At 54.3% G+C, this 13136-nt stretch carries 12 protein-coding genes; 4 read left to right on the plus strand and 8 right to left on the minus strand.

Annotated elements, in window-relative coordinates; genetic code table 11:
• Nucleotides 1-500: 500 nt before the first annotated feature.
• A complete protein-coding gene (locus CA264_RS08525; RefSeq protein ID WP_025606328.1) occupies nucleotides 501-743 on the minus strand; it encodes a hypothetical protein in 243 nt (80 codons plus the stop codon).
• Between the two features lie 372 nt (nucleotides 744-1115).
• On the opposite strand from CA264_RS08525, the gene CA264_RS08530 reads away from it, so the two are divergent.
• Entirely contained in the window at nucleotides 1116-2204 is a 1089-nt protein-coding gene (locus CA264_RS08530; RefSeq protein ID WP_025606330.1) for a PAS domain-containing sensor histidine kinase, read from the plus strand.
• A gap of 3 nt (nucleotides 2205-2207) precedes the next feature.
• Here CA264_RS08530 and CA264_RS08535 read toward each other — a convergent pair whose 3' ends face one another.
• Together CA264_RS08535 and CA264_RS08540 are read right to left on the minus strand one after the other, a co-directional pair.
• Nucleotides 2208-2603 carry a response regulator gene (locus tag CA264_RS08535; protein ID WP_025606331.1) on the minus strand — a complete coding sequence of 132 codons (396 nt, stop codon included), beginning with the start codon at nucleotides 2601-2603 and terminating at the stop codon, nucleotides 2208-2210.
• Nucleotides 2604-2909: 306 nt separating this feature from the next.
• Entirely contained in the window at nucleotides 2910-4553 is a 1644-nt protein-coding gene (locus CA264_RS08540) for an ABC-F family ATP-binding cassette domain-containing protein (protein ID WP_025606333.1), read from the minus strand.
• Between the two features lie 198 nt (nucleotides 4554-4751).
• On the opposite strand from CA264_RS08540, the gene CA264_RS08545 reads away from it, so the two are divergent.
• Nucleotides 4752-5453 carry a DsbA family oxidoreductase gene (locus CA264_RS08545; protein ID WP_025606335.1) on the plus strand — a complete coding sequence of 234 codons (702 nt, stop codon included), beginning with the start codon at nucleotides 4752-4754 and terminating at the stop codon, nucleotides 5451-5453.
• A 361-nt stretch (nucleotides 5454-5814) separates the two neighbouring features.
• Complete coding sequence (locus tag CA264_RS08550) at nucleotides 5815-7614, plus strand: AMP-dependent synthetase/ligase (RefSeq protein WP_025606336.1); 1800 nt, start codon at nucleotides 5815-5817, stop codon at nucleotides 7612-7614.
• Between the two features lie 67 nt (nucleotides 7615-7681).
• Here CA264_RS08550 and CA264_RS08555 read toward each other — a convergent pair whose 3' ends face one another.
• The 3 genes from CA264_RS08555 to CA264_RS08565 form a co-directional block, all read right to left on the minus strand.
• Complete coding sequence (locus CA264_RS08555; protein ID WP_025606337.1) at nucleotides 7682-8542, minus strand: aminotransferase class IV; 861 nt, start codon at nucleotides 8540-8542, stop codon at nucleotides 7682-7684.
• Nucleotides 8526-9683 (minus strand): DmpA family aminopeptidase, encoded by a 1158-nt coding sequence (locus CA264_RS08560; RefSeq protein WP_036775959.1) that lies wholly within the window; start codon nucleotides 9681-9683, stop codon nucleotides 8526-8528. Before CA264_RS08560 ends, CA264_RS08555 begins: the two co-directional genes overlap by 17 nt.
• Nucleotides 9684-9802: 119 nt before the next feature.
• The gene (locus CA264_RS08565) at nucleotides 9803-10393 is read right to left on the minus strand and encodes a hypothetical protein (RefSeq protein ID WP_025606341.1); all 591 of its coding nucleotides are present in this window, start codon (nucleotides 10391-10393) and stop codon (nucleotides 9803-9805) included.
• Between the two features lie 201 nt (nucleotides 10394-10594).
• Here CA264_RS08565 and CA264_RS08570 point away from each other — a divergent pair, with 201 nt between their 5' ends.
• Nucleotides 10595-10900, plus strand: a complete 306-nt coding sequence (locus CA264_RS08570) for an antibiotic biosynthesis monooxygenase family protein (protein ID WP_025606343.1) — start codon at nucleotides 10595-10597, stop codon at nucleotides 10898-10900.
• 136 nt (nucleotides 10901-11036) lie between these two features.
• Here the strand turns inward: CA264_RS08570 and CA264_RS08575 are convergent, their stop codons facing one another.
• Together CA264_RS08575 and CA264_RS08580 are read right to left on the minus strand one after the other, a co-directional pair.
• Nucleotides 11037-11873 carry a histidine phosphatase family protein gene (locus CA264_RS08575; RefSeq protein ID WP_036776302.1) on the minus strand — a complete coding sequence of 279 codons (837 nt, stop codon included), beginning with the start codon at nucleotides 11871-11873 and terminating at the stop codon, nucleotides 11037-11039.
• A 148-nt stretch (nucleotides 11874-12021) separates the two neighbouring features.
• Nucleotides 12022-13014, minus strand: a complete 993-nt coding sequence (locus CA264_RS08580) for a 2-hydroxyacid dehydrogenase (protein WP_025606347.1) — start codon at nucleotides 13012-13014, stop codon at nucleotides 12022-12024.
• Nucleotides 13015-13136 lie beyond the last annotated feature (122 nt).

The raw sequence follows: 13136 nt of genomic DNA on the forward strand, positions 1-13136 counted from the left end.
ACAAGCTAACACAGCAGCAGAAAAGCAGGCTATCAGGCAGTGTATAATCAGGCAGCCCGGAAAACCTGCAAAAGAGTCGCGCTGCTACCTTAAGGGTGCAGCGCCGCCTAAAACTTAGCGCTTCAAGTTCTAAGGAATGTACCTGCCGCTCTCTCGCAGGGGCAGCGCCTGCAGCAGCAGCTTGTTGTAAGATGATGGCGCCATGCAGTGCAACAGAACCGAAGGCTAAACTACCGCCAAAAGGTAGGCATTTCTGCCAAAGGGGTGCAAACGTACGTGATGTGTTATACTTCTTGTAAGCATGTATAGAGCACTGCCGCACCATTCCCGCAAGTTGCACTCTGTAGCACTCCCGGCACATGCCACGGACAGACCTCTCTTAAAGCAAAGCAGGTGATAAGGAGCAGCTCCTACGCACAAGAAGCCGCTCACTTAAAAGGAGCGGCTTCTTGCTGTAAGGTTCTTAAACAATAATTCAGCCGGGCAAAAGGCGGAACAGGTTACTTTACCCAATTCTTGCGTTCGCTAAAATGGTTGCAGCCAAAAGAGGCTCCGGTTATCATCTCAAACTGTTTCGGCTTTTTGTCCTGGCTTGCCCCCTCATGCACCAGCGGCAGCACGTAAGACGGCTCCAGGGCATGCTGCCCGGTCAGTTCGTCGCATACGCCAAAGTCGTTGCTCTGCAGCTGTACTTTATTCTGATCTTGCTCCCAGTGGGTGCAGTGATTGCATGTTGCTTCCATAACGTGTTCTTTTAGTTCTACATCCTCATATCTGTTATTTATACTTCGTTTTGCTTCCTTCATGTTGCGCATAAACCACTGTTTTAAAGCAATTTAGAATCACACCAAATAAGCACGGCTCCACATAGCTCCGCTTTTGTGAAAGTACGCAGACCTGCCTCTCCGCCTCCACCCGGCGGAGAGCAACCATTACGCGCTCCGCCTCCCCCAGCAGGTGCCCGAAGTACAGCCTCCGCCAGGTGCACAATTCCGAAAAAGGCGTTTCTTTTTAGGTGAGGGTCAACTTAAAACAGATTGCAAAGTACAGTATACCACAAAAGCTTTTAAAAACGCGCTACTGGCGCATGCAGTAAACAGCAGTAGGTTATACTTATGAAAGACAGAAACTCTCCTGACATATCCTTTATAGAGCAAGTGGCTGAGCGCTTCGGCCAGGTATATTTTAGCTTCGACACCAGCACCAAAACGTTTCGTCACATCTCCCCTGGGTTTGAGCAGGTATTGGGCATCTCTTCTGAAAGTATAAAGGCATCCCCTCATTCTTTTGTAAACTATGTGCACGAAGAAGACATTGATTTTCTGGCGCATAAGTATACGTCGCTGTTGCTGAGCCATGAGGAAGAGCAGGTAGAGTTCCGGGTCGTACTTGGGAACCAGGAGGTGCGGTGGCTTTGTGTTTCCGCCGTTATGGTGCAGGAAGGCGACCAGCAACTTATAGCGGGCCTTGCCGAAGACATTACGGAGTACAAGGAGTACATCCGGAACATCATGAAGTACAACAACAAGAAGAATTCCACCCTTGAGATACTCTCGCATGACCTGGCTGCCCCTTTCGCCAACATCCAGGGTATGATAAACGCCATAGAAGAGCAGATACAGGCGGGAGAGGCTGACATTCAGCAACTGCTGAACTTTATAAAGCAGGATGCACTGCGTGGCTCTGACATGATCCGCGACTTTGTGGACCATGAGTTTCTGGAGTCTTCCCAGGTGGTGCTGCACAAAGAGCGGGTTGACCTGTGCAATAAACTCGCCATCATGATGGACAACTACAGAGAGCGCCAGAGCCGCCTGGCTAAGTCCTTCCACCTGGTGCTACCGGAGCGGCCTGTTTTCCTTTACCTGGACATGATGAAGTTCCTGCAGGTGATGAACAACCTGGTCTCCAACGCCATCAAGTTCACCCCCGACAACGGAAATATCACTGTTTCGGTGCAGGAGGAAGAGGGCCATGTGCTTGTAACGGTGGCGGATACCGGCATCGGCATTCCTGCAAAGGTACAACCCCACCTGTTCGAGAGGTTTACCGTGGCCCGCAGAGCCGGGCTAAGGGGGGAGAAAGCGACCGGACTGGGGATGTCCATCATTAAAACAATTGTGGAGCTGCACAAGGGCGAGATTACCTTCCAAAGCCAGGAAGGGGTTGGTACGACCTTTTACATTAAGCTGCCAAAAGAGTAGGCTTTACCGGGCGGTATCCAGGACTCGCTGCAGCTTTTCCTTCGTCAGTGGCTTATGGCAAAACGCCGCCGCCACATACTTCTTTGCCTTCTCCATTTCCCACGGGTTCTGAGAGCTGCTCAGCAGCACCACCTTCGCCTGCGCCAGGCTTTCGCTGCCGAGCTTCTCCAGCTCGGCCAGGAAGCCAAAGCCGTCCATGACCGGCATTTTGAGGTCGAGCAGGACAAGCTGCGGAACCCGGTTCTGTGCAACAGCCTCCTTAAAGAGCTCCAGCCCCTCCAGCCCGTTCCTGGCCGTCTGGGTCTGCTCTCCTATACCCATGCTTTTCAGTATCCGCGTGGTCAGGAAAATGCTGGTTGGGTCGTCGTCAATAACGAGTACTCTCTCTACGTGATTCATGCAGGGCGCATCTGGTTCTACAGCGTTTACCCCTAAAATACGCATATATTTCAAATAGGGCCTATGCATAGCGCCTTTTGCAGCAAAACGCAGGAGCCGCCGGCACGCAAACTCCTGCTATACAACATAGTAGCGCCTGAAACAAAAATCCACACTTGCCTCGCTCTGGGGCGGGCCGTGAGGCCCTCAGCAGCTAAAGCAGCCTAAAAAAAGAAGAAGCGCCCTTCTCTTGGTCAGAAGGGCGCTTCTTTGTTGTATGGTTTTGCCGCTGTTACGCCGAAGTGCGAGCCAGCCGGTTATCCGATGTTACTTTGCCACGCTTCGCTCTATTTCGCGCAGGTTCTCCATTTTCTTATTGCGCAGGAAGCCGTTAATATCCTCGAAGTGCTCCTTAATGCGCTTGTTGCCAAACTCAAACACCTTCGTGGCCAACCCGTCCAGGAAGTCCCGGTCGTGCGACACCAGGATCAGTGTTCCGTCGAAAGCCTTGAGCGCATCTTTCAGGATGTCCTTGGTCTTGAGGTCCAGGTGGTTGGTCGGTTCGTCGAGGATCAGGAGGTTGACAGGCTGCAGCAGCAGTTTGATCATCGCCAGGCGCGTTTTCTCCCCCCCGGACAATACCTTCACCTTCTTCTCCACGGTATCTCCACTGAACATGAAAGCGCCCAGCAGGTCTTTGATCTTCGTGCGCACGTCGCCAACGGCTATCTGATCAATCGTCTGGAACACCGTCAGGTCCTCGTCGAGCAGGGAGGCCTGGTTCTGGGCGAAGTAGCCGATCATGCAGTTGTGGCCCAACTGAAGCTTGCCGTCATAGTCCAGCTCCCCCATAATGGCTTTCACGAGGGTAGACTTTCCTTCACCGTTTTTCCCGACAAAGGCAATTTTCTCTCCGCGCTCAATCGTCAGCGAGGCATCCGCAAACACGGTGTGGTCGCCGTACTTCTTGGTAAGGTCCTCGACGATCACCGGGTAGTTTCCGGAGCGCGGGGCCGGCGGGAACTTCACGTTCAGGGCAGAGGTATCCACCTCATCCACCTCCACAATCTCCATTTTCTCCAGCATCTTTACCCGCGACTGCACCTGCAGCGTCTTGGAGTAAGTCCCTTTAAAGCGGTCGATGAACGTCTGAATCTCGGCAATTTCCTTCTGCTGGTCATCGTACTGCTTCTGCTGCTGCTCGCGGCGCTCTTTGCGCAGCTGCAGGTATTGGGTGTAGTTAACTTTGTAGTCGTAGATGCGGCCCATCGTAACCTCTATGGTGCGGTTGGTGATGTTGTCCACAAAGGTTTTGTCGTGCGAGATCACGATCACCGCCTTGGCGTTGTTCACCAGGAAGTCCTCTAGCCACTGGATGGACTCAATGTCCATGTGGTTGGTCGGCTCGTCGAGCAGGATCAGGTCCGGCTTCTGCAGCAGGATCTTGGCCAGCTCGATACGCATGCGCCAGCCGCCGCTGAACTCGCTCGTGGGCCGGGTGAAATCAGCGCGCAGGAAGCCCAGGCCCAGCAGCGTTTTCTCCACCTCGGCGTCAAAGTTTATTTCCTCGATGGAATAGTACTTCTCCCCAAGCTCCGAGACCTGCTCAATCAATTTGTAGTAGTCATCAGAATCGTAGTCGGTGCGGGTCTCCAGCTGTGCGTTTAGTTCGTCCATTTGCGCCTTCATGTCCAGTATTCTGGAAAAGGCCTTGGAGGCTTCCTCAAACACGGTGCATTTGTCCTCTGTTAGCAAGTGCTGCGGCAGGTAGGCGATCACGGCATCCTTGGGCGCCGATATTTTACCGCGCGTGGGCTTGTTTACCCCCGCAATGGTTTTGAGCAGCGTCGATTTACCTGCGCCGTTCTTCCCCATGAGGGCAATGCGATCGTTCTCGTTGATGTTGAATGAGATATTGCTGAAAAGGGCTGAGCCGTTGAACTCAACCGTTACACCGTCTACTGAAATCATATGCTGAAAATTTGGCTGCAAAGGTAATGTTTTATTTTCTGGTGACACTGTATTTTTAGCAGAATGCTTTCCAGCGCCTGCCATTGCGTCACACAAAGCAGGCATCGGGGAGATTACACATTTGTAGGTACAAGTTTTAAACTAAAACGTCGTATATTTGTTATCACAGCGTGACCAGACAACACACAAACATTGAACATGAGCAAACAAAGTATAAAAATAGACATCGTTTCTGATATTAACTGCCCTTGGTGCTACGTGGGGGAGCAGCGCCTGAAAAAGGCCGTTGCCGCCACGGAGGCCAAGTATAGCTTTGATATCAGCTTTAAACCCTACGAGCTGAATGCCAACCTCCCGCAGGAGGGCCAGGACAGAGTGGAGTACTTTAAAAAGGCCTACGGCCCTAACATCGTCTCGCAGCTAGACGCCATGAATGAACGCATGACGAACGCGGGCGCCGAAGAAGGCATCGAATTTCGTTTTGATAAGCTAACGAAGGTGAACAACACGTTTAACGGGCACAGGCTGATTTGGCTGGCTGGCGAAAACGGTGTGCAGGAAAAAGTGGCCAACGCCCTTTTCTACAGCCACTTCACCGAGGGCAACAACATGAACGACACTGAGCTGCTGAAGCAAATAGGCCTCGACAATGGCATACCGGCCGAAAAGCTGGAAGGCTTTTTTGAAAGTGAGGCAGGCAAGGCAGAGGTGCGTGAGATGGAGCAGTGGGCGCAGGATGCAGGCATCACAGGCGTACCCGCCTTCATCATTAACGACAAGTACCTGGTAAGTGGCGCACAGCCTGCCGAGGCTTTCCTGAACGTGTTCGCGCAGGTGGCACCGCAGCTAGAGGAAATCAAGGGAGAAGGCAACAGCTGCGGCATAGACGGCTGCTGCTAAACCAGCTCCTATAGTTATTGTATTGCAAAAGGCCGGGCAGATAGCCGGCCTTTTGTGTATCCACCCAACTCCTGCAATCCTCTACCGAAACAAGATTCCCAGGCACCGGCTCCTCCTGGCCAACACCCGGCGTTAAACCACCTCCCTCCGCCCCCTGTTAGCATCTTGCCCTGCCCTTGGCGTAACCAGGCGCCCTAATTTCCAAGACCATAGCCGGGCATCACTAAAAAGCACTAAATTTACAGCCATTACGTAGGCTTTACCATAGGCCTTTATCGAACTGCAACGCAAGGCGGCAACGGCCGGGGCGTAGCAAAGGGAATAACAAAGAAAAGTGACTACAACTATCAAAACAGCAGCCATGGAACAGCCGAAGCGCCTCTTCGATTGCCTGGCTTATCAGCTAGAGCATTTCCCGCTGGACGACATGCTCAGTGCCAAGGAGCATGGCCACTGGAAAAAGTACAGCACCAGCGACGTGCAGGACCATGTGCTCCGGATCAGTGCTTCGCTGCTTGCGCAGGGCATCTCCAACGGAGACGGCACCACCGAAGGCCGTGACAAAGTCGCCATACTGAGCCAGAACTGCCCTGAGTGGATGATGGTAGACATGGCCATCCAGCAGATCGGGGCTGTTTCGGTGCCTGTTTACCCCACTATCAACAACAGCGAGCTCCAGTTTATACTTTCGGATGCCGCCGTTAAGCTGATCTTTGTGGGGGATGATACCCTTTACCGGAAAGTGCTCAGCATACAGGACGCCCTACCTGACCTTCAGGCAATATATGCCTTTAAGCCTGTAGCCGGTGCCCCGCACTGGACAGCGCTGCTTGCCGACACGACACCGGAAGTTGCGCAGCGCGTGCAGCAGCTAAGCCACTCGGTAGCCGAAACGGACCTGGCAACGATCCTGTACACCTCCGGCACCACAGGTACGCCGAAAGGCGTGATGCTTTCCCACCGCAACATTATCAGCAACGTGTTCGGCAGCGCAGACATCATTCAGGAGATTGGGGTGCGCGGGAAAAGAGCGATCAGCTTCTTGCCCCTGAACCACGCCTTTGAGCGCATGGCCACCTATTGCTTTTTCTACAGCGGTGTGTCCGTGTACTATGCCGAAAGTATGGAAAAGATCGCGGAGAACCTGCGGGAGGTAAAGCCGACGCTTTTCACTACTGTTCCGCGGCTGCTGGAGAAGGTGTACGAAGGCATTCTGGCCAAGGGGGGCGAGCTGACGGGCATTAAGAAGCGCCTGTTTTTCTGGGCGCTCCGCCTGGCCGAGCAGTACGAGATTAACCAGCCGCAAGGCCCCAGCTATAAAGTACAGCTGGCCCTGGCCGACAGGCTGATCTTTAGCAAGTGGCGCGAAGCCCTGGGAGGCGAGGTAAAGGCAATCATTACCGGCGCGGCAGCCTGCCAGGTGCGGCTGCTAAAAGTCTTTACGGCGGCCGGAATCGTGATACAGGAGGGCTATGGCTTAACCGAGGCCTCCCCTATCATCAGCGGCAACCGCTACAGCGAAAAGAACCGCATGTTCGGCACAGTGGGCCCGCTGCTAAAGGATGTGGAGGTACGCCTGGCACCAGACGGGGAGATTCTTTGCAAGGGGCCAAACGTGATGATGGGCTACTACAAGCGCCCTGACCTGACGGCAGAGGTAATGGAGGGAGACTGGCTGCGCACCGGCGACATCGGCACGATGCTGGAAGACAGGTTCCTGAAAATAACCGACCGCAAAAAAGAGCTCTTTAAAACCAGCGGCGGCAAGTACGTGGCGCCCCAGCCCATTGAAAACAAAATGGTGGAAAGCCATTGGATAGAGCAGATTATGGTGGTGGGCGAGTTGCAGAAATACGTGGGGGCCCTCATTGTCCCTGCTTTCCAGGCGCTAAAAGAGTGGTACGCCAAGCAGGGCCAGCCCTACCCCGGCGACCAGGCGGTTATAAAGGACAAACAGGCTTGGGCCCTGATCAACGACGCCGTGGCCCAGTATAACGAGTACTTTAACCATGTAGAGCAGGTTAAGAAATTTGTACTGCTGCCTTACAACTGGTCGATAGAGGGAGGCGAGCTAACCCCAACCCTCAAGCTGAAGCGAAAGGTAATTCAGGAAAAATATAAAGACCTGATCAGCCTGATTTACACGAAAGAGCTCGCCTAAGTATAAACCCAAGTATACAGCGCCTTTTCCCGCCGCTGTATACTTGGGTTTATACTTAGGCACTGGCTTAGCGCACCACCTGCTGCCGGCAGTATTCCTCCTCCAGCTGGATTAAATCCGCCAGCAGCGCGTGCGCCACCGGGCCGGGCTTACCGTCGGCTATGGTCTTTTCATCCACCTGCACCACGGGTAGAATCCGCTTTGTGGTACTGGTCAGGAAGGCCTCCTTTGCCTGGTATACATCTTCCAGCGTCACGGCCCGCTCAACTACCTTGTACTTTTTGGCGGCAAGTGCCAGCACATTTTTCCTGGTTACGCCAAGCAGCACATTTGAATCTGGCGTTACAACGGTGCCATCCTGCGCCACAATAAAGAAATTGCAGCGCGGGAACTCCGTCACAACCCCGTTCTGCTGGTAAAGCACGTCGCTGGCCCCCTTGCTTCTGATCTCTTCGATCAGGCGGATACCCATGGTGTAGTTAATCGTCTTGGCCTGCGGTATCTCCCGCACATACGCGTGCGTGATGATCTTTATGCCGCGCGCAAGCATCTCCTGCCCCGGCAGCGAAAGGGGCTGCTGCAGCATAACCAGGCTCGGCTCGGCAGGGTCGTACCCGTTGCCGGAGTAGCCACCCGTCAGGATCATTTTCACCCCCGACACGCCCATGTCGTTGCGTTCGATCAGTTCGTAAACCACATCGCGCAAGGCCTTATCAGACAGCGGCACGGCCATGTGCAGCATGCGTGCCGACGCATGGAAGCGCTCCAGATAATCCTCCAGGAAGAGCGGGTGCCCCTGCGACACTTTAACATAGTCGAACACGCCGTAGCCTCTCTGGATGGCAAGGTCGCTCACGTGCAGGAAGGCGTTGTCCAGCGGCAGGATTTCCCCGCGGACATAAGCAAAATTATTAGTCTGTGATGGCATTGTGTTTCTTCAGGATCTTTAGGACTTTCGCTAGCGGCAGGGCCTCCACCGTTCTTTGCTCCTTGCCCGTCATGGTTTCTGCTTTAAACAGGGAGTTGATGATCGCTTCTTCCGTGGCCTCGATAACAGCCATGAACAAAGGCGACATGTCATCGTTGCGCAAGGTATTGTTTGCCTGCGTTTTACCTGGTGAAGTATAGGGGATACGCAGCTCCGGGTGCGCTGAAAAAGCGATGACGTAGTCTCCGCTTCCGTTAGAGGCGATCCCGCCGGTTTTTGCCAGGCCCATCATGGCGCGCTTGGCCATCCGTTCGAGGTTTCGGGCATCTACGGGGGCATCTGTGGCCACTACGATCATACAGGAGCCGTCGGCACTGTCTTTTATCTTCTGGCTGAAATAATACTGCCCCAGCTCCTGCCCCACGGGTGCCCCGTTTACCTGCAGCACACCGCCGAAGTTCGTCTGCACCAGCACCCCCACCGTATAGCCGCCCAGGCTCCCGGGCAGCTGCCGCGAGGAGGTGCCGATGCCGCCCTTAAAGCCAAAGCAAACCGTTCCGGTACCTGCCCCCACATTGCCCTCGTCCACGGCACCGCCTTTTGCCTGCTGTATCGCCTGCACTACGTCCGCCTCCGTCACATGCCTGCCCCGGATATCATTCAGGTAGCCGTCGTTCGTCTCCCCCACCACCGCATTCACCGACTGCACCTCCTCATTATCCGGCTGCTGCAGCTCGTAGCCGACCACTGCGTTCAGGGCCGTGCCCACGCTCAGCGTGTTGGTTAGTATCACCGGCGTCTCCAGGTTGCCCAACTCCACCACCTGCGTGCTTCCGGCCAGCTTCCCGAAACCGTTGCCTACGTACACCGCGGCAGGCACCTTCTCCTGAAACACATTGCCTTCGTGCGGCAGGATCGCGGTAACGCCCGTGCGCACACTGTCTTCCCGAACAAGGGTGGTATGCCCGACACGGACGCCTGCCACATCGGTGATAGCATTATGCTTGCCTGTCGGGAGCACCCCGACCACGATGCCGTACTCCCGGGCCCGCTTGCGCTTTTGCTGGGCCCAGGCCTGTGTGGTTACTCCTATCATCAATAGCAGAAGAAGAAGTGGTTTTACCTGTAGTGCTTGCTGCATAGGTAAATATAGATGAAATCTAAAGATATGCAGGCACAAAATCAGTTTTTATACATAGCGAAAAACGGATGGAGCGGGGTAACTCCTGCCTTGGCAGCAAGCCGGTGAAGAAACGGGTGTTACTCTCTGGGAGGGTTGATCATGATGTGGGCGCCATGCGTGCCGGGGTACATGATCCAGGGCATTCCCGGAGACGCTGCCTTCAGGGGTAAACCTGTGCCTTCAGCGGTGGCAAAGGGAATGTACACCACGTAGCGCAGGTAACCGTTCTCCACCTCCCCGGAGGATCGGTCAAAGTCTTCGTCATCGGCAGAGAAAACAAACAGTGAGGCAGGCTGCTTCGGCATGGCCAGCTTTCCGCTCTTTGCCTCCCGCTCCCGGGTAGCAAAAATCTCCTTGGCGTCTTTTCCGGCCTTCCGCAAAGCCCGGCCCCGCGCCATGAACGGCTCCAGGTCACGGTGGTAGCAGGAGGAGGAGAAACCCTTCTGGGCCGGGTCGTCTGCAAGGCAGACCATCTCGTTCGTTCCTTTCCGCAACTGCACCAGCTCCCCCTGCTGGTTATACCCCCATACAGCCGCACCTTCCCGCTTCTCAGCCGGCGCGGCCAGCACAGCCGACTTTATCTGAACTTCTGGTGATGGAACGCCTGACTGGGCAAAAGCGCTGAAAGCAGCCAGGAGAAAGACAGCTAGAACGAATGATTTTTCCATAGGTCGGGGCTTTAGGTTTGGGGTTTAAAACTAACAGCCGCCGCATCATGTGCCAGCAAGCCGTATGCTACAAGGTGAGGTACGTAACCAGGTATAAAAGGATAGAACTACGCACCCTTCAATTAAAGCCAGGCAAACTGCTGTTGCATCTAAGAAAAAAATAACCTTTTTTAGCCTCCCCAGACACAATAAGAAATAACCATGATTACACGACACTGGACGGGGCAGGTAAAGCCGGCGGAAGCAGAAAACTACCTGCATTACCTGCGGGAAGAGCTGTTTCCAAAGCTTCGGCAGTTAAAAGGCTACCTGGGTGCTTCTGTGCAACGCAGAGAGGCAGCTGGCGCAACCGAGTTTCTGGTTATCTCCAGCTGGCAGTCGATGGAGGATATTAGCCGGTTTGCCGGTGAGAAGGCAGCAGTAGCCGTTGTATCAGAAAAGGCGCAGCGCATGATGGTTAGCTTTGAGAAAGAAGTACGCCACTATGAGGTTGCCTACGCCGAGTAAACGGAAAGTATAAACAGGGCAGTCAGGCGCAAGCGTAACGCCACAGGCCGTTTTAGCTGCAGCTAAAACGGCCTGTGGTATATCAATTCCATAAAGCAAAGGCAGTTGCGGGAACGCCTTAAGTTTAGCTTGGTGCTCAGTTATTATTTAGCGCCAGCTGGCTGTCAACCGGGGTACTTTTCTCCTCTACCTTCACTAAAATGGTAGTGGCAAAGTAGTCGGTGCCGCCATCGCGCACAACGCGCCAGCCCATCTCCTCCAGGTCCTGCTGAATGTAGCGGTTCAGAAAACCGTGTGCCACCAGTACTACTTTGGAGTTGTCCTCACTTGCATCGGCCAAAGTTTTGGCCGCTTTCCTGGCCCTGTTCTTAGCCGCTGCAAAGCTCTCCACGCCGCTCTTGTCGAGCCCCAGCAGCCACTTTACGCGGGCAACAGCCGTCCATACTTTAATGGGCAAACGCAGCTTTAGCGCACGCTTGCCAATACTCCGCTCAAACTCACGGAAGTCCGCGGAGAAAGTCATGTCGCTGTCCGTGCCAAAGAGGTACTCGGCCGTGGCGCGGGCCCTGTTCAGCGGACTTACGAAGACTTTCACATCCTCCCCCTGCTGCACTTGAAAGAAAGGCTTTTCGGGAACCACAATGCCTACTGAATCATAGGCCGCGATGTAGCGCTGGGCCTGCTCATGGGAAAACTTGCCTGTCTTGACGAGGTCGGGCTCACCGTGCCGGACAAGTGCAATCTGCCGCAGCTTTCCGTAGTCTTTCACTACCTGGTCTTCCGGCTCAATAAAACGCGTCGCTTGGGCCACTGGCGCGCCTGCAGCCGTCACGTAGGCGGCCTCGGCGTTTAGCTCCTGGTATTTTCCTGAGATATTTTCGATGACCTCGTGCCCGGACAGTTGTGTTTGAGCAGCGGCCGGCAGCACACCCAAAAAGGTGCAAATCAGGGTTGTCAATAGCAGTTTCTCCATTGGCTTCACAACCACAGGCAGGGAAAGGTGGTTCCGGGGAGCTCCTTTTTGCTGTATATAAATTTCGCAGCCCCGCACTGTCCATTAAGAAAACACGACCAAAAGGCTAAAAGGAGGCAAGTCTGCCGTGCCCGAAAAGGCGGGTACATCAGAGCGTTACGTCGTTTGCCAGCGGCCTCCCCTGCTCAAAGTCGGAAATGTTCTGCAGCGTTACCTGTGCAATGCGTTGCAGCGCATCGGTGGTAAAGAACCCCTGGTGGCCTGTTATCAGCACGTTGTTAAAGGAGAGCAGGCGCATAAACACATCGTCCTGAATGACTTTGTTGGAAAGGTCTTCAAAGAACAGGTCCGCCTCCTCCTCGTACACATCCAGGCCCAGGTACTTGATCTTTTCGCTTTTCAGCCCCTTTATCACCGCTTTTGTATCAACTATGGCGCCGCGGCTCGTGTTGATCAGCATGACGCCGTCCTTCATTTTTGCGATCGCCTCCTCGTTTACCAGGTGGTACGTTTGCGGGGTGAGCGGGCAGTGCAGCGAAATAATGTCGGACTTCGCGTAAAGGGTATCCAGGTCTGTAAACGCCACCCCGATGGCCGCAGCCTCTTCACTTTCGCGAAGGTCATGGCCAAGCACCCGGCAGCCGAAGCCAGTCAGAATCTGTGCTGTTACCAAGCCTATTTTTCCCAGGCCGATCAAACCGACGGTTCTGCCGTGGAGGTCAAAGCCCATCAGGCCGTTCAATGAGAAATTGCCTTCTTTTACCCGGTTATAGGCACGGTGCGTTTTGCGGTTGAGCGTAAGGATAAGCGCTACGGTATGCTCGGCTACGGAGTAAGGGGAATACGCCGGCACCCGCACGACCTTTATGCCCAGTGCTGTGGCGGCTTTTATATCCACGTTGTTGAACCCGGCGCAGCGCAGGGCGACCAGTTCTGTGCCTGCCTTGCGTAGCCCCTGCAGGACACTCTCATTTACCACATCGTTCACAAAAACACAGACCGCCTTGCTCCCTTCTGCCAGCGTAACGGTATGCGCGTGCAACGGCGACTCCAGGAACTTGAAGGTATGGCCGGCGCTGGCGTTCGCCGCCTCAAAGAACTGCCGGTCGTATACTTTTGTGCTGAAGAAAGTGACGTGCATAGGCCCAAGCGTTTAAGAACTCACCGTATCCTTTAAGGGTTTACTTTCTGTAAAACAGATGGTTGCAACCAAGTCAGAACCTCAACGCATTTTAAAAACGCAGACAGCCGGTTTTTCCGCTT

Source organism: Pontibacter actiniarum (genome assembly GCF_003585765.1).
Taxonomy (GTDB): domain Bacteria; phylum Bacteroidota; class Bacteroidia; order Cytophagales; family Hymenobacteraceae; genus Pontibacter; species Pontibacter actiniarum.

Bases quoted from the DNA above. Each gene is read 5' to 3' on its own strand.
- CA264_RS08525 (WP_025606328.1), bottom strand. From the start codon at position 743: ATGGAAGCAACATGCAATCACTGCACCCACTGGGAGCAAGATCAGAAT.
- CA264_RS08530 (WP_025606330.1), top strand. From the start codon at position 1,116: ATGAAAGACAGAAACTCTCCTGACATATCCTTTATAGAGCAAGTGGCT.
- CA264_RS08535 (WP_025606331.1), bottom strand. From the start codon at position 2,603: ATGAATCACGTAGAGAGAGTACTCGTTATTGACGACGACCCAACCAGC.
- CA264_RS08540 (WP_025606333.1), bottom strand. From the start codon at position 4,553: ATGATTTCAGTAGACGGTGTAACGGTTGAGTTCAACGGCTCAGCCCTT.
- CA264_RS08545 (WP_025606335.1), top strand. From the start codon at position 4,752: ATGAGCAAACAAAGTATAAAAATAGACATCGTTTCTGATATTAACTGC.
- CA264_RS08550 (WP_025606336.1), top strand. From the start codon at position 5,815: ATGGAACAGCCGAAGCGCCTCTTCGATTGCCTGGCTTATCAGCTAGAG.
- CA264_RS08555 (WP_025606337.1), bottom strand. From the start codon at position 8,542: ATGCCATCACAGACTAATAATTTTGCTTATGTCCGCGGGGAAATCCTG.
- CA264_RS08560 (WP_036775959.1), bottom strand. From the start codon at position 9,683: ATGCAGCAAGCACTACAGGTAAAACCACTTCTTCTTCTGCTATTGATG.
- CA264_RS08565 (WP_025606341.1), bottom strand. From the start codon at position 10,393: ATGGAAAAATCATTCGTTCTAGCTGTCTTTCTCCTGGCTGCTTTCAGC.
- CA264_RS08570 (WP_025606343.1), top strand. From the start codon at position 10,595: ATGATTACACGACACTGGACGGGGCAGGTAAAGCCGGCGGAAGCAGAA.
- CA264_RS08575 (WP_036776302.1), bottom strand. From the start codon at position 11,873: ATGGAGAAACTGCTATTGACAACCCTGATTTGCACCTTTTTGGGTGTG.
- CA264_RS08580 (WP_025606347.1), bottom strand. From the start codon at position 13,014: ATGCACGTCACTTTCTTCAGCACAAAAGTATACGACCGGCAGTTCTTT.